Below are 24,771 nucleotides of genomic sequence, written 5' to 3' on the forward strand. Positions count from 1 at the left end.
CACCCCACCCCACCGCGTCAATCAAACAAGCCCCCCTGCCGCGGCGCCGGCGCCAGTTGCGCACGCAGCCGCTGCGGATCGTCCAGCCGCTGCCGCGGATGGTGGTCCAGCACACTGACGAACGGCAGCAACTTCTTCAGCGGCACCCGCAGCCGCGCCAGATCCTCGACCCGCAGCCGCGCATGCCGCCGCGCCAGCAGCAAGCGCTCGACGTTGCGGGTGCCCAGCCCCGGCACGCGCAACAACAGTTCGCGCGCGGCGGTATTGAGATCCACCGGGAATCGCTCCGGGTTGCGCAGCGCCCACGCCAGCTTGGGGTCCACGTCCAGATCGAGCATGCCGCTGGTGGTGGGCGGGGCAATCTCCTCCACCGAGAAGTCGTAGAACCGCAGCAGCCAGTCGGCCTGGTACAGGCGGTGCTCGCGCTGCAACGGCGGCGCCTGCAGCGGCAGCTTGCTGGAGGCGTCGGGAATCGGGCTGAACGCGGAGTAGTAGACCCGGCGCAGGCGATAGTTGCCGTAGAGATTGTGGCTGGTGTGCAGGATCGCGCGATCGTCCGCGCCGTCGGCGCCGACGATCATCTGCGTGCTCTGTCCGGCCGGGGCGAAACGCGGCGGCTTGGCGCGCACCCGCGCCTCGGCCTTGCGCGCCTCCTTGCTCTCCTCGATGCGCCAGCGCAGCTCGCCCATCGCCGCACGGATGCCGCCGACGTTCTTCTCCGGCGCCAGTTGCGCCAGGCCGCGCTCGGTTGGCAGTTCCACGTTGATGCTGAGCCGGTCGGCGTAACGGCCGGCGGCGGCGAGCAGCTCCGGCGCCGCGTCGGGAATGGTCTTGAGATGGATGTAGCCGGCGAAGCGGTGCTCCTCGCGCAGTTGCCGCGCCACTTCCACCAGTTGCTCCATGGTGTAGTCGCTGTTGCGGATGATGCCGCTGGAGAGGAACAGGCCTTCGATGTAGTTGCGCTTGTAGAAATCCAGGGTCAGCTTGACCACTTCGGCCGGGGTGAAGCGCGCGCGGCGCACGTTGCTGGACACGCGGTTGACGCAGTACGCGCAGTCGAACACGCAGAAGTTGGTCAGCAGGATCTTCAGCAACGACACGCAGCGCCCGTCGGGCGTGTACGAATGGCAGATGCCCATGCCCTCGGTGCTGCCGATGCCGCCGCTGCGCAGGGAATGGCGCTTGTCGGCGCCGCTGGAGGCGCAGGACGCGTCGTACTTGGCCGCGTCGGCGAGCACGGCGAGTTTTTCGAGGGTATTCACCGGCCGACGATGCCGGGTCCGCGTCTCAAACGGTGAGACGCGGATGCGCTGCGGCCTTCACCGCGATGAATCGCTCAGGTCGATCTCCCGGCGTTCAGGCCGCCACGCGCGCCGCGGCGCCGTCGAAGCGGTAGATGTCCATCGCCAGCAGGCCGGCGTCGATCCCCGCATCGATGCGCTGCGCGCCCAGCCCATCCGCGCCGGCCGCACCCATCGCCACGTAGATCGGCAGCCAGTGCTCGTCGGTGGGATGCGCGCGCTCGGCGAACGGCGCCTGCCGGCGGTAGTCGAGCATCGCCGGCACGTCGTCGCGGCGCAACGCCTGCTCGGTCCATTCGATGAACGGACGCACGTAGGGCACTTCCTTGCCCTCGGCGTAGCGGCCGAAGTCGTGCAGGTTGTGGGTGATGCTGCCCGAGCCGATCACCAGCACGCCGTCCTCGCGCAGCGGCGCCAGTGCGCGGCCCAGCGCCAGGTGGTGCTCCGGCCCGAGTTCCGGCTGGATCGACAGCGGCACCACCGGGATGTCGGCCTGCGGGTACAGCAGCGACAGCGGCACCCACACGCCGTGGTCCAGCCCGCGACGCTCGTCCAGCACCGGCGCCAGCCCGGCCTGCGCCAACAGCTCGGCGACCTGCTGGGCCACGGCCGGCGCACCCGGCGCCGGGTACTGCATCGCGTACAGCGCCTGCGGGAAGCCGCCGAAGTCGTGGATGGTCTGCGGCTGCGCCGCGGCGCCGACCAGCGGCCGCCGGCCCAGCCAGTGCGCCGAGGCCAGCACGATGGCGCGCGGTCGCGGCAGCGTCGCCGCCAGTTCGGCCAGCCGCGTGCCGACCAGGCCGGGCTGCAGCGCGGTCATCGGCGAACCGTGCGAGATGTACAGGGAAGGCAAACGCGCCATGGCAGGTCTCCACGCAGTGGGGGGGCGGCACGGTGGCGCGCGCGGCCAACGCCGGGCGTTCGTGCAGGCGACCAGGGTATTTCCGCCATCTGCGGGAATAAATTACCCTGCCGCCGACGATCCATTTCAGGAACCGAAACAATGGACACGCTGGAGGCGATGCGGGTCTTTGTCGCCGTGGTCGACCGCAACGGCTTCAACGCCGCCGCCGACGCGCTGGGCATTTCCACCGCCAGCGTCACCCGCCAGGTGGCGTGGCTGGAACAGCGCCTGGGTTCGCGCCTGCTCAACCGCACCACCCGCCGGGTCAGCCCGAGCAGTGTCGGCGCGGCGTATTACCAGCGCTGCCAGTTGCTGCTGGCCGAGTTCGACGACATGGAGGCGGCGGTCGGCGAGCAGGCGCTGACGCCCTCCGGCACGCTGCGGATCAACGCACCGTTCAGTTTCAGCGTCGCCCGGCTGGGCCCGCGCCTGGCCGGCTACAGCGCGCGCTATCCGCAGGTCGCCCTCGATCTGTCGCTGTCCGACCGCCTGGTGGACATCGTCGAGGAAGGCTACGACCTGGCGATCCGCATCACCCGCCAGGTGGCGCCCACCTTGATCGCGCGCAAGCTCGGCGAAGTGCAGGCGTTCCTGTGCGCGTCGCCGGACTACCTGGCGCGTGCCGGCACCCCGCAGCTGGCCGCCGACCTCGCCGGCCACGCCTTCCTCAGTTACAGCTACGTGCAGGACGACCTGACCCTGCACGGCCCCGACGGCGCGACCCAGGTGCGGGTGGCCGGCACCCTGCGCGCCAACTGCGGCGACGTGCTGCGCGAGGCGGCCATCGCCGGCATGGGCGTCACCGTGCAACCGGACTTCATGGCCGAAGCGGCGCTGGAGGACGGCCGCCTGGTGCGGGTGCTGCCCGACCATGAGATCGGGCCGATCGGCGTCTACGCGGTGTACGCCAGCCGCAGCCACCTGGCGCCGAAGGTGCGCAGCTTCATCGACTACCTGGTCGAAGTGGGCATCGACCGCACGATGCGCTCCCCGGCCGAGAGCTGAACCGCGGCGCGCGGACCGGACACAACATCCCGCCGGTGGCGCTGATCGCGGCGGCCGCGCATGCGCACAATGCCCGCGCTTTTCCCCCTCACCCTCAGGAGTCCGCTTATGAGCAAGATCGCGATCGTCTACTTCAGCGGCTACGGCCACACCGTCAAGCAGGCCGAGGCCGTGCACGCCGGCGCCGCCAGCGTCGGCGAGGCCACGCTGTACCGCATCGACCAGGACGGCAACCTGCCCGACGGCGCCTGGGAGGCCATCGGCCAGGCCGACGCCATCGTCTACGGCAGCCCGACCTACATGGGCGGCCCGGCCTGGCAGTTCAAGAAGTTCGCCGACGCCAGCTCCAAGCCGTGGTTCTCGCAGGCCTGGAAGGACAAGATCGCCGCCGGCTTCACCAACTCGGCCTCGGTCAACGGCGACAAGTTCGCCACCATCGAATATTTCTGGACCCTGGCCCAGCAGCACGGCCAGATCTGGGTCGGCACCGGCCTGCTGCCGTCCAACACCAAGGCGCACGGCCCGAACGACGTGAACTGGACCGCCGGCTCCGGCGGCGCGCTGGCGATCTCGCCGTCCGACGCCTCGCCGGACGAGGCGCCGCGCAGCGGCGACCTGGAGACCGCGCGCCTGCTCGGCAAGCGCGTGGCCGAGTTCGCGGCCAAGCTCAAGGGCTGAGCCCCCTCGGTGCCGCCCGCGCAGGGCGGCACCCTGCATCGCGACGCAGCGGTGCTTGGGCAACGCACTGCCCTTCGGCGCCCGGCCTTGTCGGTCGGGCGCTTCTCGACGCAGCACTCACGGCTGCGGCACCACCGCCTGTTCCCTCTATCCCACTTCACCCGCCAGCCCTCGGCCAGCGCCATCGCTACGTCGTGCCACCCACTGCATGCGCCGCACGCAGATGATCGATGAACACGCGCAGCTTCGGCGGCAGGTGTTCGCGCGCCGGGTAGTAGATGTGCCAGCCGGCGAACGGCGCGTGCCAGTCGTCCAGTACCCGCTGCAGGCGGCCGGCGGCGACGTCGGCGGCCACCTGCCACTCGAACGCCTGGCCCAGGCCCAGACCGCGGCGCGCGGCGTCCAGGCCGACCGCGGTGTCGTTGACCACCAGCCGCCCGTTGACTTCGACCAGGAAATCGTGGCCGTCGCGGGTGAACTCCCAGGCCTGCAGGCGGCCGTCGGTGCGCCGCCAGCGGATGCAGTCGTGCGCCGCCAGTTCGGCCGGCGTGTGCGGTACTCCGTGCGCGGCGAAATACGCGGGCGCGGCCACCACCGTCTGCCGCTGCGGCGGCCCCAGCGGCACCGCGATCATGTCGCGCGCCAGGCTCTCGCCCAGGCGGATGCCGGCGTCGAAGCCGCCGGCGACGATGTCGGCCAGGGTCCGGTCCGAATACAGCTCGACGCTGACTTCCGGATAGCGCGCCAGGAACGCCGGCAGGTGCGGGCACACCAGTTGCTCGGCGGCCACCAGCGGCAGGTTGATGCGCAGCGTGCCGGCCGGCCGGTCGCGCAGGAAATCCAGGTCGGCGAAGGCCGCATCGATCTGCGCCAGGCCCGGCGCCACCCGCTGCAGGAAGCGCTCGCCGTGCTCGCTCAGGCCGACCCGGCGGGTGGTGCGGTTGAGCAGGCGTGCGCCCAGTTGCGCCTCCAGCGCGCGCAGCGTCTGCGACAGCGCCGAGGGCGAGACGCCCAGCTCCGCCGCGGCGCGGGTGAAGCTGCCATGGTGGGCAACGCGGACGAAGGCGACGACGGCGGACAGCGGCGAGGGACGGTGCATGGCGGGCGGGCAGCAAGGGAAGGACGGACGCGGCAGGCGCCGGTCATTGTGTAGCACAGCTTCAAAGCCCATGCGGATTACCAGGATTTATCCAGGGCACCGCGGCGCCTACAGTGCCCCGCACCCTCACCTGGAGATCGCCGCGATGGCCCTCGACCATTACCGCCTGCTCGGCCGTTCCGGCCTTCGCGTCAGCCCGCTGTGCCTGGGCACCATGACCTTCGGCGCCGACTGGGGCTGGGGCGCGGACGAAGCCGAGGCGCGCCGCCTGTTCGACCTGTACGTCGATGCCGGCGGCAACTTCCTCGACACCGCCAACATCTACACCAACGGCAGCGCCGAGACGCTGCTCGGCCGCTTCGTCGCCGGCCGCCGCGACCGCCTGGTGATCGCCAGCAAGTTCGCGCTCAACCCCTTCCCCGGCGACCCCAACGGTGGCGGCAACCACCGCAAGGCGCTGCTGCGCTCGGTCGACGCCAGCCTGGCGCGGCTGGGCACCGATTACCTGGACCTGCTGTACCTGCATGCCTGGGACGGCACCACCGGCATCGACGAGGTGATGCGCGGCTTCGACGATCTGGTGCGTGCCGGCAAGATCCTCTACGCCGGCATCTCCGACACCCCGGCCTGGCAGGTGGCGCGCATGCAGACCCTGGCCGACCTGCGCGGCTGGACGCCGTTCGTCGCCCTGCAGATCGAGTACTCGCTGGCGCAGCGCACGGTCGAGCGCGAACTGGTGCCGATGGCCGAGGCGCTGGGCATGTCGGTGCTGGCCTGGTCGCCGCTGGCGATGGGCGTGCTGACCGGCAAGTACGGCGCCGCCGATCTGGCGCGGGTGCGTGCGGCCGCCTCGGGCGGCGCGCAGGTCGATGGCGTGGGCCGCGCCGAGGTCGCGCATTCGCAACGCACGTTCAACGAGCACGCGCTGGCGGTGGCCGAGGCGGTGGTGGCACTGGCCGCCGAGCTGCAGCGCTCGCCGGCGCAGGTGGCGCTGGCCTGGCTGCTGGCGCGCGGGGCGATGCCGATCGTCGGCGCACGCAGCGTGACGCAACTGCAGGACAACCTGGGCGCACTCACCCTGCACCTGGACGCCGAGGCGCTGCAGCGGCTGGATGCAGCCAGCGCGATCGAACTGGGCTTCCCGCACGACTTCCTGGCCTCGCCCAACCCGCAGGCGTTGCTGAGTGGCGGCACCCGCATCCAGCCGCGCTGAGCGCGGCGACCACTTCCTTCACACACGAGGACCGTTCCATGACCGCTACAGCGCACGCATTGCCCGGCAGCACGACCCTGGCCGAGGCCGAAGCAGCCGGCATCGCGCAGATCGCCGCGCTGATGGGCCCGCAGCAGGGCGCGGCGATCCGCGCCCTGGCCGACGACTCGGACACCGCGCTGAGCGGCCGCGGCGCCGCCATCGCCTTCGCCGAGATCTACCGCGCCGACAGCGCGCTGAATCTGCGGACCCGCGAACTGGTCACGGTGGCGGTGCTGGCCAGCCTCGGCCACGCGGAACCGCAATTGCGCCTGCACCTGCGCGCCGCGCAGGCGGCAGGCGCCAGCCGTGCGGAGATCTTCGCCGTGCTCGACCAGTTGTACGCCTACGTCGGCTTCCCCACCGCGCTCAACGCCCTGTCCGTCGCCCGCGGCACGCTGGGCCCGTCCTCACCCTGAGCGAACCGCCCTGCGGCCACGCTTTCCCTCCCCTCCCCCTCAGGAGCATCCTCCATGCAAACCCGCACCCTCGGCCGCAACGGCCCCCGCGTCTCCGCCCTCGGCCTCGGCTGCATGGGCATGAGCGCGTTCTACGGCGGCCGCAGCGACGACGCGGCCGCGATCGCGGTCATCCATGCGGCGATCGAGCACGGCGTCAGCCTCATCGACACCGCCGACATGTACGGCCCGCACACCAACGAAGTGCTGGTCGGCAAGGCGCTGGCCGGGCGCCGCGACCAGGTCGTGCTGGCGACCAAGTTCGGCATCAAGCTCGACCCCAACGACCCGGCCGCGCGCGGCATCGACGGCCGTCCGGAGTACGTGCAGTCGGCTTGCGAGGCCAGCCTGCACCGGCTCGGCGTGGACCACATCGACCTGTACTACCAGCACCGTGTGGATCCGAACGTGCCGATCGAGGACACGGTCGGGGCGATGGCGCGGCTGGTGGAACAGGGCAAGGTACGCTTCCTGGGCCTGTCCGAAGCGGCTGCCGCCACCATCCGCCGCGCGCACGCGGTGCATCCGATCACCGCGCTGCAGAGCGAGTACTCGCTGTGGTCGCGTGACCCGGAACACGACGGCGTGCTGGAGACGGTGCGCGAGCTGGGCATCGGCTTCGTGCCGTACTCGCCGCTGGGCCGCGGCTTCCTGACCGGGGCGATCCGTTCGCCGGAGGACTTCGAGGCCGACGACTACCGGCGCCATTCGCCGCGCTTCCAGGGCGAGAACTTCGCCCGCAACCTGCAACTGGTGGAGCGCGTGCGCGAACTGGCGCAAGCCAAGGGCGTGACCCCGGGGCAACTGGCGCTGGCCTGGGTGCTGGCGCAGGGCGAGGACCTGGTGCCGATCCCGGGCACCAAGCGCCTGGCCTACCTGGAAGAGAACCTGGGCGCGCTGCAGGTGAAGCTGAGCGCCGAGGAGCTGGCGCAGATCGAGGCGATCTTCCCCGCCGATGCCGCCGCCGGCCATCGCTACCCCGCCGCCTCGCGCGGCGCGCTGCAGGGCTGAACCGCGCCCCCGGCCGCGGCGCGGGTCGATTGCCCGCGCCGCGCCGGCCCCGCATGATGCGGGGGTGATCTCCTTCATCGTCCCCGCGCACGACGAAGCCGCCCTGATCGGCGACACGCTGGCGTCGCTGCATGTCGCCGCGCAGGCGCTGCGGCTGGACTGCGAGACCCTGGTGGTGGCCGATGCCTGCCGCGACGCCACCGCCGAAATCGCGCGCCGCCACGGCGCGCAGGTGCTGGAGGTGGAGTTGCGGCACATCGCCGCCGTGCGCAATGCCGGCGCCGCCGCCAGCCGTGGCCGCCACCTGCTGTTCGTCGATGCCGACACCCGGGTCAACACGCCGCTGCTGGCCGCGGCGCTGCGCGCGCTGGGCACCGGCGCGGTCGGCGGCGGTGCGCAGGTGCGCCTGCTCGGCGACATCGCCTGGCACGAGCGCCTGGCGCAGACGCTGTTCGGCTGGCTGTTCCGCTGCACCGGCATCGCCCCCGGCTGCTTCCTGTTCTGCACGCGCAGCGCCTTCGTCGCCGCCGGCGGCTTCGACGAGCGCTACTACGCCGGCGAGGACGTGGCGCTGAGCCGCGCGCTGGCGCGGCAGGGCCGCTTCGTGATCCTGCGCGAGCCGGTGCACACCTCCGACCGCAAGCTGCGCAGCTTCAGCAAGCGCGAGCACCTGGGCCTGCTGCTGCAGTTGCTGCGCCGCGGCCGCGGCATGCTGCGCTCGCGCGACGGCCTGGGCTTCTGGTACGGGCAGCGCCGCGGGCGCTAGCGCACCGCCCATTCCGCACGAGTTGCGTCCGGTAGGCAAAGCGGTTGCGCCCGACGCGGGCGACTTCCTACGCTCTGCAAATGCGCGAGAACGGCACCCTGGACATCACAAACGCGGCAATGGCGGACCGGCAGGCGATCGTGGCGCTGATGGCGGCGCTGGACTATGCCGGTACCGAAGACTTCATCGAGACCCGCCTGGCGCAGCTCCTGGCGCATCCGGACGCGGCCTTGCTGGTGGCCACCGCAGGGGACGACGTCCTGGGTGTGTTGTCGCTGCACTTTCTGCCGCAGTTGGCATTGGCCAGCGACATCTGCCGCATCCGCTATTTCTGCGTCGACGATCGTGCGCGCGACGCCGGGGTGGGACAGCGTTTGCTGGCACAGGGCGAGGCGCTGGCGCGGCAGCGCGGCTGCGACCGCCTGGAGGTGCACTGCCACAGCCGGCGGGAACGGGCGCACGCCTTCTATCGGCGGGAAGGCTTTGTCGAAGCGCCCAAGTATTTCGCCAAGTCGCTGCGCGATTGAGGATTGTCTGAGGTCGCCAGCCGCAGACAGCGGCGCGATCTTCGCAAGGGCGGTTGCCGGCGCCGAGCTGCTGGCAGTACGCTGCGCGCCCCTTGTGCGAGCTTTACGGATGAGCGTCCACACCAGCAGGCCCATCGCGCTGCGCATCCTCGGCACGGGCGAGTATCTGCCCGCGCAGCAGGTGCCGGCGGAGGTCTTCGACCGGCGCTGGGGCAAGCCCGCCGGCTGGACCCTGCGGCATACCGGGGTCGCCACGCGCCACCATGCGGGCGCCGACGAGCCGGCCACCTTCATGGGCGAACGCGCCGCACGTGCGGCACTGGACGCGGCGCAGATGCAGGCGCACGAGATCGATTGCGTGATCAGCGCCTGCAGCCTGATGGAACAGGCGATCCCGTGCAGCGCGGCGCTGCTGCACGCGCGGCTGGGTCTGCAGGGCAGCGGCATCCCGGCCTTCGACATCAACGCCACCTGCCTGAGCTTCATCGCCGCACTCGACCTGGCCGCCTGCGCGATCGCCGCCGGCCGCTATCGCTGCGTGCTGATCGTCGCCAGCGAGATCGCCAGCGTCGGCCTCAATCCGGACGATGCGGACACCGCGCCGCTGTTCGGCGACGGTGCCGCCGCGGTGGTGCTCGGCGCAGACGACGGCGCCAGCGGTTCGCAGTTGCTGACCGCGCGCCTGGAAACCTATTCCGAAGGCATCGATCACTGCCGCGTGCGCGCCTGCGGCACCCGGCTGCGCCTGGATCACGGCGTCGAGGCATTGCGCGCCGGCTCGCAGTTCGAAATGAACGGGCGCGCCACCTACCGGCTGGCCGCGGCGAAGCTGCCCGGTTTCCTGCAGCGGCTGCTGGCGCAGGCCGGGGTCGAGCTGGCGCAGCTGCGGCGGATCGTGCCGCACCAGGCCAGCGCCAAGGCGCTGCGCCATCTGCGCGTGGCGCTGGGGCTGGCGCCGGATGCGCTGATCGAGGTGATCGGCCAGCGCGGCAACCAGATGGCCGCGTCGATTCCCGGCGCGCTGCACCAGGCGATCGCCAGCGGCCGCATCGTCCGCGGCGACCTGATCGGCCTGGTCGGCTCCGGCGCCGGACTGGCGTTCGGCGGCGCGGTGTTGCGCTACTGACATGGCCCGCGTCCTGGTCACCGGCGCGTCCGGTTTCATCGGTGCTTACATCGTCCGCGCCCTGGCCGAGGCCGGCGTGCCGGTGCGTGCCAGCGGCCGCGACACCACCAAACTGGCGGCCTTCGCTGGCGATCCGCGCATCGAGGTCTCGCCCACCGAACTGTGCCGGGACGACCTGGCGCCGTTGCTGCACGGCTGCGATGCGGTGATCCACTGCGCGGCGCTGTCGGCGCCGTGGGCCAGCGCCGAAACCTTCCGCCTGGCCAACGTGGTCGCCACCGAGCGCTTGCTCGCCGCCGCGCTGGCCGCGCGTGTGCGCCGCTTCGTGCATTTCAGTTCGCCGAGCATCTACTTTCGTTTCGCCGACCAATACCAGGTGCGTGAGGAGTTCACCCCGCCGGCACGCTGGATCGGCGGCTACCCGCAGACCAAGTGGGAAGCCGAGGAGAAGGTGCGCGCCGCCGCAGCGGCCGGACTGCCGGCGGTGGTGCTGCGCCCGCGCGCGGTGTTCGGCCAGGGCGACAATGCGATCGTGCCGCGCTTGCTGGCGGTGGCGCAGCGCGGCTGGTTCCCGCTGGTCCACGGCGGCCGCGCGATGATCGACGTGTGCTGCGTGGAGAACGCGGTGGCCGCGGCGCTGGCCGCGCTGCGCGCCGAACACATCGGCGACGGCCGCGCCTACAACATCAGCAACGGCGTGCCGATCGCCGTGCGCGACCTACTGACCGAACTGTTCGCGGTGCTGCGGCTGCGCGTGCGGCTGCTGCCGGTACCGCGCGGGCCGGCGCTGGCGCTGGCCACGCTCGGCGAGCAGATCGCGCTGCGCCGACGCGGGCAGCCGGAGCCGCGGCTCAGCCGCTACGGCATCGGCGTGCTCGGCTATTCGCAGACCCTGGACATCGGCCGCGCGCGCCGCGAGCTCGGCTACGTGCCGGTGCTGTCGACCGAGGCCGGGCTGGCCGCGCTGGGGCGGCCATGAGCGCGCCCAGGCTGCAGTGGCGGCTGTACGAGGCCGGCCACTGCACGCATCCGGAGCGCGCCACGCGCCGCGGCGCGCCGCTGGCGCCGTGTCCGTTTCCGGCGCTGGCGGCATTGCTGCAGCATCCGCAGCACGGCGACCTGTTGTTCGACACCGGCTATTCGCCGCACTTCTTCGACGCCACCGCGCGCTTTCCCGAGCGCCTGTACCGCTGGCTGACCCCGGTGCAGCTGGCGCCTGGGCAATCGCTGCGCGAACAACTCGCCCGCGACGGCGTGGATGCGGATCGCATCGGCTGGATCGTGCTGTCGCATTTCCATGGCGACCACGTCGGCGGCGTCGCCGATTTCCCGCACGCGCGCCTGGCCTGCGCGCAGCAGGCCTGGGACGATCTGCAGCGCCGCGGCAGGCTGGCCGCGCTGCGCGAAGGCTTCCTGCCGGCGCTGCTGCACGGCGCGCGTCCGCGCATGCGCTGGATCGAGGCGCTGCCCGCGGCACCGGTACCCGCGGAACTGCGCGACTTCGGCACGCCACGCGATCTGTTCGGCGACGCCAGCGTGCTGCTGGTGCCGCTGCCCGGACATGCGCCCGGCCATTACGGGCTGTGGTTCGAGGACGCACAGGGCCCGGTGTTCCTGATCGCCGATGCGGCCTGGTCCAGCGCCGCACTCGCCGACGGCACGCCACCGCCGGCGCTGGTCACCCATCTGCTCGGCGAGCATCGCGTGTACCGCGACACGCTGGCGCGGCTGCATGCGCTACGCCAGGCCGCGCCGCAGGTGCGCCTGGTGCCCTCGCACTGTCGGCAATGGCGGCCGACATCGGCGGAGCACACGCATGGCTGACGCACCCGGCGTGCTGATCACCGGCGCGCGCGCGCCGGTCGCCCTGGATCTGGCGCGCCGTTTCGCCGCGCAGGGATGGCGGGTGCACCTGGCCGACAGCGTCGCCAGCCGGATCTCCGGCTGGTCGCGCGCGGTGGCCGGGCATCACCGCATCGCACCGGCACGCGATGCGCCACGCGCCTGGCTCGCCGATCTCAACGCCCTGCTCGCGCGCCAGCGCATCGACGTGCTGGTGCCGACCTGCGAGGAAGTGTTCTACCTGGCCCGCTATCGCAGTGCGCTGCCGACGCAGTTGCAGCTGCCGTTGCACGACTTCGACACGTTGCGCACGCTGCACAGCAAGTACCACTTCATGGAACTGGCGCGCGGGCTCGGCAGCGATGTGCAGGTGCCCGCCAGCGCGCGCGTGCGCAGCCTGGCGCAGGCGCGCGAATGGACCGGTTCCCAACCGCTGGTGCTCAAACCGGAGTTCTCGCGCTTCGGCGTGCATGTGCGGCTGTACCCGAAAGGCGTACCCGCCGATGCCGCGCCGCTGCCGACGCAGGGCGACTGGGTCGCGCAGCGCTACTGTGCGGGCGAGGAACGTTGCTCGTATGCGCTGGCGCGCGACGGCGTGTTGCTGGCGCATGCGGTGTATCGCCCGCGCTATCGGCTGCGGCGCAGTTCCAGCTATTACTTCGACACGGCCCCGGATCCGCAGATCGAGCGTTTCACCGCGCAATTGGTGCGGGCGTTGCACTTCACCGGGCAGATCTCCTTCGACTGGATGGTGTCCTCGGAAGGGCGCTGCAGCGTGATCGAATGCAATCCGCGTGCGACCAGCGGCCTGCACCTGTTCGCCGCTACCGATCCGCTGGTGGCCTTGCTGTGCGGCGACGCGGGCGCGGCGCCGGCGCCGTTGCGCCCGGCCGATGACCGCGCAGCGATGCTGGGCATGCTGATGCTCGGCGCGGCCTTGCCGGCGGCGCTGGGCCAGGGCCGGCTGCGACAGTGGCGCCACGACTACGCACGCGCCGAGGACGTGCTGGCGCCGCGCGGCGACCGCTGGCCGCTGGTCGGCACGCTGTGCGACCTGGGCAGCCACGCGCGCCTGGCGCTGGCACAACGCTGCAGCGTGCGCGAAGCCGCCACCCGCGATACCGAGTGGGACGGCGAGGCACTGCCGCCGCCATGAGCCATGGCGACGTCGCCGCCGCAGCCGCCGACTACGCCGCGCAGCTGCAACGCTTCGCCGCGCTGCACGCCGGCGGCGACGCGCAGCAGTTGGCCGACAACGCACATGCGCGCATCGAGGTATTACAGGCGGGCGACCTGGCGCTGCCGGTGACGGTCGGCGAACGCCACCCCGGCAACGCCTGGGTCTGCTCGCCGCGCACCACCTACGCCGACTACGCCGCCGAGGAAGCCGCACGGCTGTTGCCGGGCACGCTGGCAGCGCCGGTGCGCGGGCTGTGCGGCGGCATCGGCGCCTGGCTGGACTGGGCACGGATCGACCGCGCAGTCACCCTCAACAACTGGCTGCTGTCCACCAACCTGTATCCGCCGCTGCCGCCGACCGGGCTGCGCACGCTGCTGGACGCCGCGCGCACGCGCTGGCCCGACCACGCGCTGTGGTTCCGCTCGCTCAACGCGGTGGACACGCCACAGTGGCTGCACGCGCTGCAGGCCGAGGGCTTCACCCTGATCGGCAGCCGCCAGGTCTATCTGTACGAGGACTGGCCGCAGTTGCTGCGCCATCGCGACCTGGCCCGCGATCTCAAGCTGGTGGATCGTCGCGACCTGCAGCGCTGCGGCAACGACGCCATCGGCGAGGCCGACTACCCGCGCATCGCCGCGCTGTATGCGCAGCTGTATCTGGAAAAATATTCGCGCTGCAATCCGGCCTACCACGCCGGCTTCCTGCGCACCTGGCACCGCGCCGGGCTGCTGCGCTTCGACGGCTTCCGCGACGACGCCGGGCAGTTGGTGTGCATCACCGGGCTGTTCGGTATCGGCGGCACCGTCACCGCGCCGATCGTCGGCTACGACCTGCAGCTGCCGCAGCGGCTGGCGTTGTACCGCACTCTCACCGCCTGCGGCATCGACCATGCGCGACGGTACGGCCAGCGCCTCAACCAGAGCGCCGGCGCAGCCAGCTTCAAGCGCCAGCGCGGCGGCGTGCCGGTCATCGAGTACAGCGCGGTCGATGCGCGGCACCTGCCGTTGCGGCGACGCCAGCCGATCGCCGCGCTCGGCACGCTGACCCGGCGCATCGGCGTGCCGTTGATGCGCCGCTATCGGCTGTGACTGGGGTCCGCACCCCGCGTTTTGCACTCCGTAACCGTTTTCAGCACGAACTCGGCGTGTCTTGCCGAATTCCAGGCACACACGCTGCCTTATACTTCGCCGCACCTGCAACACCCCATCGCCGCTGCGGCCCGGAACATCTGTGGAATGGATTGCGCATCTGGCCCATGCCGGCACCTTGCTGATCGTCAACGCATTGCTCGCGGCAGTGTCCTCGGCGATGTTCCTGGCCCTGTACGTCACCGGCCGCAAGGAACGGCACGCGCGCAGCCTGTTGCTGCTGGCGCTGAGCTACGGCGTGTTCGCCCTGGGCTTCGGCATCCTGCTGGCGCCGGCCTGGAACGTCACCAACTTCTGGGTCAACCACACCGGCAACGTCATCCTGGACGTGGCCACCATGCTGACGCTGGTGGCGGTGAACGCCTACCTGCGGCGTCCGCTGCTGCAATGGACGCTGCTGCTGCCGGTCGCGCTGCTGTGCGCGCTGGAACTCTACAGCCTGTACTACGCCAACCACGATCACCGGATCATGGTGATCTTCGGCGGCATGGTGCGCGGCCTGCTGACCGCCGCAACGGCCGTTGCGCTGTGGCGCTATGCCGACAGCGTGGTGCGCTCGGCGGCGCGCTTCACCGCCGTCTGCCATTTCCTGTGGGCGGGCATGGTGGGACTGCGGATCGCCTGGTGGGCGCTGCATCCCGATGCCGATACCGGCTACGACCCGACCACCAACTTCGGCCTGCTCTCGCGCATCGTGCTGACCGCCAGCATCACTCCCGGCTTCCTGTGGATGCTGACCCGCGAAATGAATGCGGAACTGCGCCGGCACGCCTCGCAGGATCCGCTGACCGGGGTGACCAACCGCCGGGTGATGTGGGAGCGTGGCGAGGCGGCGACCCACGATGCCGCGCGCAGGCAGGCCTCGATCGCGGTGCTGATGATCGACGTGGACCATTTCAAGGCGATCAACGACCGCTTCGGCCATGCGATCGGCGACCAGGTGCTGGTCGCCATCGCGCAGACGTTGGCGCAGCACATCCACACCCCCAACCTGCTCGCGCGCATCGGCGGCGAGGAGTTCATGGTGCTGATGCCGCATGGCGACGAGGCGCAGGTGCGCGACCTCGCCGAGCGCCTGCGGCGGCGCATCGAACAGCAGCAGATCGACGCCGCAGCGGAGGCATCGCCGGTGTGCACGGTGAGCATCGGCTATTGCCTGTCGCCGCGCGCGCAAGCGCCGTGGCAGACCCTGGTGCTGGCCGCCGACCAGGCGCTGTACGCGGCCAAGCGCGCCGGCCGCAACCGCATCGCCGGCACCAGCGTCGCATGAGCGCCCCGGGCGCGCGGCACGCCATGCGCGCCACGCCGCCGGCATGAGCGCCTGGCATCCGTCGCTGTACCGACACTGGTTCGCGGTCGCACCCGCCGCGGCGTTGCGGCGGCAGCCGCTGGCGGTGACGGTGATGGACCGGCATGCGGCGATCGCGCGTTGCGCCGACGGCCGCCTGCTCGCGCTGGAGGACCGCTGCCCGCACCGGCACGCGCCGTTGTCGGCCGGCTGCGCTACCGGCGACGGGCTGTCCTGCCCGTATCACGGCTGGCGCTTCGACCGCAGCGGCGCGCTGCGCGAGATCCCCGGCCTGCCGCCCGGGCAGACGCCGCCGGCCGTGCGGGTGCGCGCCTTCGCCGCACGCGAGCACGACGGTCTGATCTGGCTGCGCCCCGATCCCGAAGGCGCCAACGCGCCATCGCACCTGGTGCAGGCGCTGCAGCCGTCGGCGCGGCGCTTCCTGTGGCGCACCCGCTGGGACGCACACGTGGTCGATGCGCTGGAGAATTTCCTCGACCCGCTGCACACCCATCTGCTGCATCCGGGGCTGGTGCGGCGCGGCGGCGCGCGCACCGCGATGCGCGCCGAACTGCGCCACACCGAAGAAGGCTTCCACGTGGACTACCGCGGCGCCGCGGCACAGAGCGGCTGGCTGTACCGCTTGTTCGAGTCGCCGCGCACGCTGGAACGCGCGCACTTCGCCGCCCCCGGCAGCGCGCAGATCGAGTACCGCTACGCGCGCGGCGGCCGCGTGCGGATCAGCCTGCACTTCACCCCGCTCGACGTGCGCAGCACCGAGGTCTTCGCCAGCCTGCACGTGGAAGGGCGCTGGGCGCCGGCGTGGGCGGTGCGCCTGCTGGTGTGGCCGCTGCTGCGCCGGGTCGGCGAGCAGGACCGGCGCATGCTCGCGCTGCAGTCGCGCAACCTGCAGCGCTATCCCGGCGCACGCGGCGCCTCCACCGCGCTGGACCTGGTGCGCGAACCGCTGCGCCGCTACTGGGACGGCGAGCCGCTGCCGGCGCCGGGCAGCGGCCACGACGTGGAGATCATGCTGTGACCGCGCCGAGCCGCTGCAGCACCGTCGCCAATGGGACCGGACGCCCGAGCAGATAGCCCTGCACGCCGCCGCAGCCGTGCGCGCGCAACCAGCGCAGCTGCGCCTCGGTTTCCACGCCTTCGGCGACCACGTCCAGCCCCAGGCAATGGCCCAGGGTCAGCAGCGCCTGGCAGATCGAGGCATTGCGCGGATCGCGATCGACCTCGGCGACGAAGCTGCGGTCGATCTTCAGCGTGTCCAGCGGCAGGTCGCGCAGATACGCCATGCTGGAGAAACCGGTGCCGACATCGTCCAGGGCCACGCGCACGCCCAGCGCACGCAGTTGCCGCAGCACGTCGCCGGCCTGCTGCGGCTGCCGCATCAGGCTGCTCTCGGTCAGTTCCAACTGCAGGCCGTCGGCGGCCAGCCCGGCCTCGGCGCACGCCTGCACCAGGTCGGCGACCAGATCGCCATCGAAGAACTGCAGCGCCGACACGTTCACCGCCACCGGCAGGTTCGGCCATCCGTGGTCGGCCAGTGCGCGGCGCGCGCGCGCCGCCGCGTGCATCACCCAGCGCCCCAGCGGCAGGATCAGCCCGGTGTCCTCGCACAACTGGATGAACGCATCCGGCGCGATGAAGCCGCCATCGGCCTGCGGCCAGCGGATCAGCGCTTCCAGTTCGCGCGGCGCGCCGCTGACCGCGTCCATGATCGGCTGGAAATGCAGCTCGAATTCCTGCCGCTCGATCGCCTGCTGCAGGCGGCCGGCCAGGCGCAGGCGTTCGCCGGTACGCGCGGCCATGGCGCGGTCGAAGCGCACCAGGCTGCGGCCCTCGGCCTGCGCCGCATGCGCGGCCTGGGCGGCGCTGCCGATGGCCTCGTCGGCATCGGCGGCATCGTCCGGACACAGCGCCACGCCGATGTGGGCCTGCAGTTGCTGGGCGAACTCGCCGCCCTGTACCGGCGTATGCAGCGCCTCCTGCAGCGCCTGCAAGGCCTGCGGCAGGAGCTGGGGGTCCAGGATCGCCAGCACGAAGTCCTGCGCCGGCTGGTGCGCACTCAGGCCAAAGCGCTCGCCGAGCGTGCGGATGCGCATGGCCACCGTGCTGCGGACTGCATCGCCGGCGGCACGGCCAAGGGTGTCGCCGATCAGGGCCAGGCCGCGCACCTGGACGTAGGCGATGGCGTAGCCGCCGCGCTGCGCGCGCAGCGCCTCGGCCAGCGCATGCGGCTTGAGCAGACCGGTACCGAAGTCGTGGCGCGCGAGATAGGCCAGTTCGCGCTCGTGGGCCAGGCGTTCGGTGACATCCTCGGCCAGAATCAGCCGTGCCGGCACGCCGCCGAACTCCAGGTCGACGCTGTGGATGCACACCGACAACAGGCTGCCGTCCTTGCGTCGGTGGGTCCACACACTCGGCGCGTCGAAGCCGTCGCGCGGCTTGCGCACGTCCCGCAGCAAGCGCTCGGCGTCCTCCGCCGGGCGCAGGCCAAGCAGGTCCATCGCCAGGAATTCCTCGCGGCTGTAGCCGTACTGGCGCACCGCGGCCTGGTTCACTTCCAAAAAGCGCAGGCTGTCGACGGCGAACACCCAGTACGGCAGCGGATTGCGGTCGAACACCAGGCGGAACTGCCGCTCGGCATCGAGCAGGCGCGCCTGCGCCGCCACGCGATCGCTGACGTCCTGCACCGCGCCGGTCATGCACATGCCCGTGCGGGTGCGCACCAGCGCGCCGCGCGCGGCCAGCCAGCGCAGGCGCCCGTCGGGCAGGTGCATGCGATAGACGGTGTTGTAGTCCGCGCGCCCTTGCGCGGCGTCCTCGTACAACTGCTCCACCCGCGCGCGATCCTCGACGTGGAGCCGCTCCAGGAACGCCTCGATGGGCATCTGCATGCGTTGCAGGCCGAACATCGCCCCGGTCGGCTCGGACAGGCGCAGCACGCGCTGCGCGATGTCGATGCGCCAGGTGCCGATGCCGCCCATGCCATGGGCCAGGCGCAGGTCCTCGTCGCCGCGACGCAGCCGCTGCAGCAGGTGGCGCTGGCGCCGCTCGGCGCGGCGCAGGCTGCCGAGCAGATAGGCCAGGCCAAGCAGGTACAGCACGTACACCAGCGCCGCCGCCGCAACGAACCACCACCAGCCGGACAGCGTCTCGCGCAACCCCACGCCGGCCACGGCCAGCAACGGATACGCGCCGCCGCCACTCACCGCCAGGATCCGCGGCGTGGCATCGAAGACATCGCGACGCACGCCAAGCGCGCCGCCGTGCGGCATCGGCTGCGCCAGCGCCTGTGACAGGCGCGACTGGCCAGCGGCGAGCGGGCGGCTGGCGGCGAGCAGCAGGCCTTGCGCGTCGGTCAGCGCGACGATGCCGTCGCGCCCGCTGTCGGTGCCCTGCACGATGCGCTGCAGCGCGGCCACCCGCCATTGCGCATCCACCCAGCCGTCCGACCCCCAGGGCACGGCGACACGCACCACTGCCGTGCCGTCGGCCAGGTGCAGCGGCGGACTCACGCAGACCCGGCCGCCGCAGCGCGCGCGCGCCATCCAGGCGCGCAGGTCCGGATCGCCGGCACCGCCGAAGCGGCGTTGGCCCTGCGCATCCAGCAAGGCCACGTCGTGCAGCTCCGGATGCCGCGCCAGCAGGCCGTGCAGCGAGGCGTCGATCAGGTCGGGGGCGCGTGCCGGCGCCTCCGCCAGCAGCGCCTGTGCGCCCAGGCCCTCGCCATGCAGCGCCTGGCCGAGATTGTCCAGTTGCAACTGCAGCAGGCGGTCGGTGCCGGTGGCCAACGCCAGGCTCTGCCGCTGCGCCGCCGCCAGGCGGTGATGGCGGTCCTGCGCCAGCACCAGCACCAGGCCGGCCGCCAGCAGCACCGCCAGCACCAGCCCCCAGGTCGCGATCGCCCGCACCGGCGCGCGCGTGACGCGCCGCAGGCTGTGCCGAAAGCGATGGTCGCGCTTCCTGTCGGCGAGCGGGTTCGGCGGCATCGAAAAGGGAGGACTGGCGTAGGTGCTGGTTACAGCGGCCTGGGTCTGGCGATCTTGACCGTGCGTGACGCGATACTGCGTTCAGCGACACAGATAAATCATTCAGCGCACTGCGGCCACTGCGCCAGTGCCTGCGTCGGCAGCCCTACCCGCCGACACGCGCGCGCGGCGATGCCGTCGTGCAGTGCGACCCGGAACAGCGGCGCCACCTGCTGCAGCAGCCAGGCCGGCACCGCCGGGCCGGTGCGCTGCAGCCGTGCCTGCCGCAGCAGGGCGCTGGCCCACGGTGGCAGCAGTGCCGCGCCGGCCCCCAGGAACAGTTCCCGCGACAGCCCCGGCGCCGGCACCGGCAGGCGCAGGCCGGACAGCACCGCCAGCACCTCGCGCGAGCGCGCATCCACCCGCAGCAGCGGCCGCTGCTGCTCGAAATAGGCCAGCACCGCCGCCTCGCTGGCCGGAACCGCGCGCGCGCCCAGCGCTTCGGCCACGCGCCGGCCTTCGTCGTAGTAGCGGTCGGCGATCGCAGTCGGCACCGCGCGGCAATAGCGGCGGTAGCCCTGCAGGAAGCCGTAGGCCTCGGTCACGTGCACCCAGGTCAGCAGCGCCGGATCGTCGGCCGCGTAGGCGCGCCCGTCGGGCGTGTGGCCACGCACCCGCGCATGGATCGCACGCACGCGGGCGATCTGGCGCTGCGCCGCGTCCGTGGGCGCGTAGCTGGTGGCGGCGACGAACTGCGTGGTGCGGCGCAGGCGCCCGACCAGGTCCTCGCGGAAGTTGGAGTGGTCGTACACCCCGGCCAGCGCCAGCGGATGCAGGGTCTGCAGCAGCAGTGCACACAGCCCGCCGGCCAGCATCCCGGGAAACTCGGCATGGATGCGCCAGGTGACGCTGTCCGGACCGAACAGGCCCACATCGCCGAGCGGCTGGTCGTAGTCGATGGCATCGCGTTCGCGCGGGAAGGCGCCCAGCACCCAGCGGCGGATCTGGGTGGTGGCCGGAGCGGAAAGGGTGCGCAGCAGCGAAGGCATGCACCGATGGTAGCGGAGGCGGCGCCAGTGCCGTGCGATGGCGTATGGCGTGCGCGGGCCGCGCCGCATGTGCGACCGCAGCATGCACTTTGCGGCCGCTGTGCTAGAAAGAAGCTGCCTCAAGATCGCCCGCCGACGTTCCGCGTCCGTCACCGCATCTGCAAGGAGCCCGTCATGATCGCTTTGTTCAAGGGGTTGGGATTGCTGCTCGAGGACAACGCGCTGCACCAGCGCTCGTTTCCCGAACAGGTCGCGCACTGGCAGCACAAGAGCGAGGCGCAGATCCGCGAAGAGGTGGCGTTGCTGGCCAAGGCCAAGCAGCAGTGGCTGGTGGCCTCGATCATCGGCTGGCAGGCGATCTCGCTGATCCTGCTCGGCGTGATCACCGCGCAGTTGTGGCAGCACGACTACCACCTGACGTTCTCGCGCATCGTCATCGTGGTCACCTCGTGGGTGGCGATCCTGTTCGTGATCTGGTTCATCGCCAACATGTTCGACCGCACCGCCGGCTTCGAGCGCTGGCTCACCGCGTTCAACAGCCGCGAACCGCTGTCGGCCGATGCCGATACCGTGGAGTGCGTGGCCGACGCATTGAACATGGCGCGCAAGTACCCGGAGATCCTCGCCTACAAGCGCGAGGTGGTGGCCAACCGCGAACTGCGCCACGAGGACATCCGGATCATGCGCGAGATGGGCCGCATCCGCCTGCATGCCGAACTGGTCGCCTCGCTGATCCAGTTCGAAGGCACGCCGCCCGGCGGCCAGCCCGGCGTGTTCCGCGTCGCCGGCTGAGGCCGCCGCGCGCCCGCGCGACGGGCATCACCTCAACGGCGTCACCGCGCCGCAAAGCGACCGCACCGGCGGTCGCTTTGCGTTTGTGGACAGCGCGTGGCGATGCGCGGTGCCTGCGCTGAAGGCCGGCACAGCGCTGGTACGGCCTCCGATATCCAGGCATGCCGCGCAGCGGGCACTCCGCCGTGCCGCGGCCGCGGGCATTCCCAAGGCCGCTCTCGCGAAATATAATCATTCTCGATTAGAACTTTCGCCCCCACGGTCTCGATGACACTGCACCCCCTCTCCTGCGCCTGCCTGCTGGGCATGGCGCTGTCCCTGCCTGCGCATGCTGCCAGTGCCGACACTGCCACGGACGCCGACAGCGGCGCCGATGCCGCGCAGGCCACCGCCCTTCCCGCGGTGCAGGTGCGTGCCGACGCGCAGAGCGGTTTCCGCGCCACGGGGCCAGTGCAGGCCGACAAGTCCGATGCGCCGCTGGCGCAGACGCCGTTCTCGATCACCGTGGTGCCGCGCGCGCTGCTGGACAGCCAGCAGGCGCTGAGCCTGTCCGACGCCCTGCACAACGTCTCCGGGGTGGTCGCCAACACCTACGGCCGGCGCGGCTGGGACGATCTGATCATCCGCGGCCAGACCGCCTCCGATTCGCTGTTCGTCGATGGCCTGCGCACCGCCGACAGCAACCGCGTGGCCGAGCAGTTGTTCGGCGTGCAGCAGGTGGAAGTGCTGAAGGGCCCGGCCTCGCTGCTGTACGGGCAGGTGCTGCCCGGCGGCCTGGTCAACCTGATCAGCAAGCGCCCCGGCGCCGAGCCGATGCGGCGGATCGACCTGGGCGTGGGCAGCGACGGCCTGCGCCAGGGCAGCGTGGATCTCAACCAGCCGCTGTCGGCCGACGGCAAGGTGGCGCTGCGCCTCAACGGGCTGGCGATGAACAGCGACGACCCCACCGACCACGTGTATTTCCGCAGCCGCTGGATCGCGCCGTCGCTGTCGCTGGACCTGGGCCCGCGCACCGACTTCGTGCTGCTGACCAGCTACCAGGAACGCGACTACATCCGCCAGCAGGGCCTGCCCTGGGAAGGCAGCGCCGAACCCAACCGCAACGGCAAAATCGACCGCGCGCTGTTCACCGGCGAACCCGGGCAGCGGCCGTACCACAGCCACCAGAGCCGGATCGGCTACGTGCTCGATCATCGCTTCGACAACGGCTGGAGCCTGCACCACGCCGCGCGCTGGCAGAGCTTCGGCCTGGACGGCTTCCTGATCGCCAACAACGGCCTGGCCGGCAACCTGCGCACCCTGCGCCGCACCGCCACCCAGCAACAGTTCGACGGTCGCACCTGGGTGCAGGACACCTACCTGCAGGGCGGCTTCGCCACCGGCACCTGGCAGCACACCGTCACCGCCGGCCTGGACGCGTTCAAGACCTGGGAATGGAACGTGCAGTCGACCTGCCGCGTCGGCAACCTCGACGTGTACGCGCCGGTCTACGGCAGCGTCGTGGTCTGCCCGGCCCGGCCCACCCGCGACAACCTCAGCGTGGTGACCTCGGGCGGCCTGTACCTGCGCGACCGCATCCAGTTCGCACCGGACTGGCACTTGCTGCTTGGCCTGCGCCACGATCGCAGCCGCAACCAGAGCGAGGACCGGTTGGCCGGCAGCGACACCCGTACTGACAACAGCGCGACCACGGGCTCGGCAGCGCTGATGTTCGACGCCGGTGGCGGGCTGCGCCCGTATGTCAGCGTCGCCACCTCGTTCTATCCCAACGTCGGCGTCGACGCGCAGGGCGCACAGTTCGATCCCGAGCGCGGCCGCCAGGTGGAACTGGGCGTCAAGATGGAAGTGGGCAGCGGCACCAGCCTGAGCATGGCGCTGTACGACCTGCGCCGGCGCAACGTGCTGCAGAGCGATCCGTTCAACGACGGCTACAGCATCGCCGTGGGCGAACAGCGCAGCCGCGGCCTGGAGCTCAACGCCGCCGCCGACCTGGGCGATGGGCTGAGCCTGTTCGGCGGCTACGCCTACACCGATGCGGTGGTCACCGACGACGGCGGGCAACGCGTCAGCACGGTCGGCAGCCGCCTGTACAACGTGCCGCGGCACAGCGGCTCGCTGTGGCTGCAGTACACCGCTCACGGCATGGCCGACGGCTGGAGCGTCAGCGGCGGCGCCCGCGCCGAGGGCGAGAAGACCGCCTACGGCCACCGCATTCCCGGCTACCTAGTGTTCGACGCCGGCCTGGGCTACCGCCAGGGCCATTGGCGCTACGCGCTGAACCTGAAGAACGCTTTCGACCGCGACTACTTCACCGGCGGCCTGCAGCGCGCGGTGGCCCTGGGCGACCCACGCACGTTGCTGTTCTCGGTGGGCGTGGATTACTGAGTGGGTGGCGTCGCTGCCACGACGCGACGCCGTAGCTGAAAGCGCGGATGCCGGATCGCGGGGAACACCCTGTGGGAGCGACTTCAGTCGCGACACGAGACGTCATCCGGCAGTTCCGTTGCCGATGCGTCGGGACTGAAGTCCCTCCCACAACAGCGACGGGCTGATTGCGCCATTCGGATGCAAGGGCGGAGGCGGTGACGCGATGCATTGGTCGACCTCGCATCCGGGTCGCGGCTGAAGCCGCTCCTACGGTGCCAATCTCGGACCGCAGCAAGGCATCGCGTAGGAGCGGCTTTCAGCCGCGACGCACGACGTCATTCGACAGCTTCCAGGTAATGCCTCTCGGCGGCTTCAGCCGCAACGCAGGACGTCCGACAGCTGCGCGGCAACGCTTCCTGTGGGAGCGACTTCAGTCGCGACGCGGGACGTCGTCCGGCAGCTTCGTTGCACGCGCTGTCGGGACTGAAGTCCCTCCCACAACAGCCGCGGCCATCGTGACATCGCTGGACGTGTCGGAAGATCGTATCGATCGTTCCTTCCCTGACGTCCCTCACTCCCGTCCGCAGGCCGACGCCGAAGCATCCGACACCACGCACTGGCGGAAGTCGCGTGGCAGCCCGGCGATCTCGCGGCGCTGGCCGACCGCCAGATCGAAGGCCTGCAGCACGCGCGGACTGCATGCAGCGCGCTCGCTGCCGGGCGCCGCCTGCGGTGCCGTGCAGGCGGCATAGACCTGGTAGTGGCAGCGCCCGCTGCGGCTGTCGAGGCAACGGAACGTGGCCAGGCCATCGTGGTAGGTGGTCCGGCTGAAGATCAGCGGCACGCCGCGGTCGCTGGCCTGCACCACCGTCTCGCGGCGGGCGCCCGTGGACAGGTCCAGATCGGCATGTCCCTGGCAGCCGAACAGGCCGAGCAGGCACGACCACAGCAAGGAGAGCAGGCGCATGACCGAGATTCCTTTTCCAGGGCGAAGC

The 24,771-nt window shown here is 71.4% G+C and carries 22 protein-coding genes; 16 read left to right on the forward strand and 6 right to left on the reverse strand.

What is annotated here, in order from left to right:
- Positions 1 to 17 precede the first annotated feature (17 nt).
- Positions 18 to 1,262, reverse strand: coding sequence for a putative DNA modification/repair radical SAM protein (locus AC1PLR_RS18825; RefSeq protein ID WP_043093429.1), 1,245 nt, complete (start codon positions 1,260 to 1,262; stop codon positions 18 to 20).
- A gap of 94 nt (positions 1,263 to 1,356) precedes the next feature.
- A complete protein-coding gene (locus AC1PLR_RS18830; protein ID WP_148828025.1) occupies positions 1,357 to 2,163 on the reverse strand; it encodes a DODA-type extradiol aromatic ring-opening family dioxygenase in 807 nt (268 codons plus the stop codon).
- 141 nt (positions 2,164 to 2,304) lie between these two features.
- Between AC1PLR_RS18830 and AC1PLR_RS18835 the strand changes: the two genes are divergently transcribed.
- Both AC1PLR_RS18835 and AC1PLR_RS18840 read left to right on the forward strand, forming a co-directional pair.
- On the forward strand, positions 2,305 to 3,210 hold the full coding sequence (locus tag AC1PLR_RS18835) for a LysR family transcriptional regulator (RefSeq protein ID WP_017909607.1): 906 nt from the start codon (positions 2,305 to 2,307) through the stop codon (positions 3,208 to 3,210).
- 108 nt (positions 3,211 to 3,318) lie between these two features.
- A complete protein-coding gene (locus AC1PLR_RS18840; protein WP_209031548.1) occupies positions 3,319 to 3,888 on the forward strand; it encodes a flavodoxin family protein in 570 nt (189 codons plus the stop codon).
- A 187-nt stretch (positions 3,889 to 4,075) separates the two neighbouring features.
- On the opposite strand, the gene AC1PLR_RS18845 is transcribed toward AC1PLR_RS18840, so the two are convergent.
- Positions 4,076 to 4,987, reverse strand: coding sequence for a LysR family transcriptional regulator (locus tag AC1PLR_RS18845; protein ID WP_420008063.1), 912 nt, complete (start codon positions 4,985 to 4,987; stop codon positions 4,076 to 4,078).
- Between the two features lie 145 nt (positions 4,988 to 5,132).
- On the opposite strand from AC1PLR_RS18845, the gene AC1PLR_RS18850 reads away from it, so the two are divergent.
- The 12 genes from AC1PLR_RS18850 to AC1PLR_RS18905 all read left to right on the forward strand — a co-directional run bounded on the left by AC1PLR_RS18850 (position 5,133) and on the right by AC1PLR_RS18905 (position 16,624).
- Complete coding sequence (locus AC1PLR_RS18850) at positions 5,133 to 6,200, forward strand: aldo/keto reductase (RefSeq protein WP_481101947.1); 1,068 nt, start codon at positions 5,133 to 5,135, stop codon at positions 6,198 to 6,200.
- Between the two features lie 38 nt (positions 6,201 to 6,238).
- On the forward strand, positions 6,239 to 6,658 hold the full coding sequence (locus tag AC1PLR_RS18855) for a carboxymuconolactone decarboxylase family protein (RefSeq protein WP_481101948.1): 420 nt from the start codon (positions 6,239 to 6,241) through the stop codon (positions 6,656 to 6,658).
- A 54-nt stretch (positions 6,659 to 6,712) separates the two neighbouring features.
- Positions 6,713 to 7,708, forward strand: a complete 996-nt coding sequence (locus AC1PLR_RS18860) for an aldo/keto reductase (RefSeq protein WP_481101949.1) — start codon at positions 6,713 to 6,715, stop codon at positions 7,706 to 7,708.
- A gap of 64 nt (positions 7,709 to 7,772) precedes the next feature.
- Positions 7,773 to 8,474, forward strand: a complete 702-nt coding sequence (locus tag AC1PLR_RS18865; protein WP_481101950.1) for a glycosyltransferase — start codon at positions 7,773 to 7,775, stop codon at positions 8,472 to 8,474.
- Positions 8,475 to 8,518: 44 nt separating this feature from the next.
- Entirely contained in the window at positions 8,519 to 9,001 is a 483-nt protein-coding gene (locus AC1PLR_RS18870; protein ID WP_481101951.1) for an N-acetyltransferase family protein, read from the forward strand.
- A gap of 109 nt (positions 9,002 to 9,110) precedes the next feature.
- Positions 9,111 to 10,127: a 3-oxoacyl-[acyl-carrier-protein] synthase III C-terminal domain-containing protein gene (locus tag AC1PLR_RS18875; protein ID WP_481101952.1), complete on the forward strand. Its 1,017-nt coding sequence runs from the start codon at positions 9,111 to 9,113 to the stop codon at positions 10,125 to 10,127.
- 1 nt (position 10,128) lies between these two features.
- Positions 10,129 to 11,106: an NAD-dependent epimerase/dehydratase family protein gene (locus AC1PLR_RS18880; protein WP_481101953.1), complete on the forward strand. Its 978-nt coding sequence runs from the start codon at positions 10,129 to 10,131 to the stop codon at positions 11,104 to 11,106.
- A complete protein-coding gene (locus tag AC1PLR_RS18885; RefSeq protein ID WP_481101954.1) occupies positions 11,103 to 11,951 on the forward strand; it encodes an MBL fold metallo-hydrolase in 849 nt (282 codons plus the stop codon). Before AC1PLR_RS18880 ends, AC1PLR_RS18885 begins: the two co-directional genes overlap by 4 nt.
- Complete coding sequence (locus AC1PLR_RS18890) at positions 11,944 to 13,125, forward strand: ATP-grasp domain-containing protein (protein WP_481101955.1); 1,182 nt, start codon at positions 11,944 to 11,946, stop codon at positions 13,123 to 13,125. The genes AC1PLR_RS18885 and AC1PLR_RS18890 overlap by 8 nt, the downstream gene beginning before the upstream one ends.
- Complete coding sequence (locus AC1PLR_RS18895) at positions 13,122 to 14,237, forward strand: hypothetical protein (RefSeq protein ID WP_481101956.1); 1,116 nt, start codon at positions 13,122 to 13,124, stop codon at positions 14,235 to 14,237. The genes AC1PLR_RS18890 and AC1PLR_RS18895 overlap by 4 nt, the downstream gene beginning before the upstream one ends.
- A 142-nt stretch (positions 14,238 to 14,379) precedes the next feature.
- Positions 14,380 to 15,567 carry a GGDEF domain-containing protein gene (locus tag AC1PLR_RS18900; protein ID WP_481101957.1) on the forward strand — a complete coding sequence of 396 codons (1,188 nt, stop codon included), beginning with the start codon at positions 14,380 to 14,382 and terminating at the stop codon, positions 15,565 to 15,567.
- A 43-nt stretch (positions 15,568 to 15,610) separates the two neighbouring features.
- Positions 15,611 to 16,624, forward strand: coding sequence for a Rieske 2Fe-2S domain-containing protein (locus AC1PLR_RS18905; protein ID WP_481101958.1), 1,014 nt, complete (start codon positions 15,611 to 15,613; stop codon positions 16,622 to 16,624).
- On the opposite strand, the gene AC1PLR_RS18910 is transcribed toward AC1PLR_RS18905, so the two are convergent.
- Together AC1PLR_RS18910 and AC1PLR_RS18915 are read right to left on the reverse strand one after the other, a co-directional pair.
- Positions 16,614 to 19,511, reverse strand: a complete 2,898-nt coding sequence (locus AC1PLR_RS18910; RefSeq protein ID WP_481101959.1) for a bifunctional diguanylate cyclase/phosphodiesterase — start codon at positions 19,509 to 19,511, stop codon at positions 16,614 to 16,616. The genes AC1PLR_RS18905 and AC1PLR_RS18910 overlap by 11 nt on opposite strands.
- Positions 19,512 to 19,687: 176 nt before the next feature.
- A complete protein-coding gene (locus tag AC1PLR_RS18915) occupies positions 19,688 to 20,617 on the reverse strand; it encodes an oxygenase MpaB family protein (RefSeq protein WP_481101960.1) in 930 nt (309 codons plus the stop codon).
- 174 nt (positions 20,618 to 20,791) lie between these two features.
- Between AC1PLR_RS18915 and AC1PLR_RS18920 the strand changes: the two genes are divergently transcribed.
- Both AC1PLR_RS18920 and AC1PLR_RS18925 read left to right on the forward strand, forming a co-directional pair.
- Positions 20,792 to 21,409 carry a hypothetical protein gene (locus tag AC1PLR_RS18920; RefSeq protein WP_010343666.1) on the forward strand — a complete coding sequence of 206 codons (618 nt, stop codon included), beginning with the start codon at positions 20,792 to 20,794 and terminating at the stop codon, positions 21,407 to 21,409.
- Between the two features lie 267 nt (positions 21,410 to 21,676).
- Positions 21,677 to 23,794 (forward strand): TonB-dependent siderophore receptor, encoded by a 2,118-nt coding sequence (locus AC1PLR_RS18925; protein ID WP_481101961.1) that lies wholly within the window; start codon positions 21,677 to 21,679, stop codon positions 23,792 to 23,794.
- Between the two features lie 553 nt (positions 23,795 to 24,347).
- Here the strand turns inward: AC1PLR_RS18925 and AC1PLR_RS18930 are convergent.
- On the reverse strand, positions 24,348 to 24,743 hold the full coding sequence (locus tag AC1PLR_RS18930; protein WP_481101962.1) for a hypothetical protein: 396 nt from the start codon (positions 24,741 to 24,743) through the stop codon (positions 24,348 to 24,350).
- Between the last annotated feature and the right edge of the window lie 28 nt (positions 24,744 to 24,771).

Source organism: Xanthomonas sp. NCPPB 3570 (assembly GCF_056725115.1).

Coding starts and splice junctions, on each gene's coding strand:
- AC1PLR_RS18830 (WP_148828025.1), bottom strand. CDS start 2,163: ATGGCGCGTTTGCCTTCCCTGTACATCTCGCACGGTTCGCCGATGACC.
- AC1PLR_RS18835 (WP_017909607.1), top strand. CDS start 2,305: ATGGACACGCTGGAGGCGATGCGGGTCTTTGTCGCCGTGGTCGACCGC.
- AC1PLR_RS18840 (WP_209031548.1), top strand. CDS start 3,319: ATGAGCAAGATCGCGATCGTCTACTTCAGCGGCTACGGCCACACCGTC.
- AC1PLR_RS18845 (WP_420008063.1), bottom strand. CDS start 4,987: ATGCACCGTCCCTCGCCGCTGTCCGCCGTCGTCGCCTTCGTCCGCGTT.
- AC1PLR_RS18850 (WP_481101947.1), top strand. CDS start 5,133: ATGGCCCTCGACCATTACCGCCTGCTCGGCCGTTCCGGCCTTCGCGTC.
- AC1PLR_RS18855 (WP_481101948.1), top strand. CDS start 6,239: ATGACCGCTACAGCGCACGCATTGCCCGGCAGCACGACCCTGGCCGAG.
- AC1PLR_RS18860 (WP_481101949.1), top strand. CDS start 6,713: ATGCAAACCCGCACCCTCGGCCGCAACGGCCCCCGCGTCTCCGCCCTC.
- AC1PLR_RS18875 (WP_481101952.1), top strand. CDS start 9,111: ATGAGCGTCCACACCAGCAGGCCCATCGCGCTGCGCATCCTCGGCACG.
- AC1PLR_RS18880 (WP_481101953.1), top strand. CDS start 10,129: ATGGCCCGCGTCCTGGTCACCGGCGCGTCCGGTTTCATCGGTGCTTAC.
- AC1PLR_RS18885 (WP_481101954.1), top strand. CDS start 11,103: ATGAGCGCGCCCAGGCTGCAGTGGCGGCTGTACGAGGCCGGCCACTGC.
- AC1PLR_RS18890 (WP_481101955.1), top strand. CDS start 11,944: ATGGCTGACGCACCCGGCGTGCTGATCACCGGCGCGCGCGCGCCGGTC.
- AC1PLR_RS18895 (WP_481101956.1), top strand. CDS start 13,122: ATGAGCCATGGCGACGTCGCCGCCGCAGCCGCCGACTACGCCGCGCAG.
- AC1PLR_RS18905 (WP_481101958.1), top strand. CDS start 15,611: ATGAGCGCCTGGCATCCGTCGCTGTACCGACACTGGTTCGCGGTCGCA.
- AC1PLR_RS18915 (WP_481101960.1), bottom strand. CDS start 20,617: ATGCCTTCGCTGCTGCGCACCCTTTCCGCTCCGGCCACCACCCAGATC.
- AC1PLR_RS18920 (WP_010343666.1), top strand. CDS start 20,792: ATGATCGCTTTGTTCAAGGGGTTGGGATTGCTGCTCGAGGACAACGCG.
- AC1PLR_RS18925 (WP_481101961.1), top strand. CDS start 21,677: ATGACACTGCACCCCCTCTCCTGCGCCTGCCTGCTGGGCATGGCGCTG.
- AC1PLR_RS18930 (WP_481101962.1), bottom strand. CDS start 24,743: ATGCGCCTGCTCTCCTTGCTGTGGTCGTGCCTGCTCGGCCTGTTCGGC.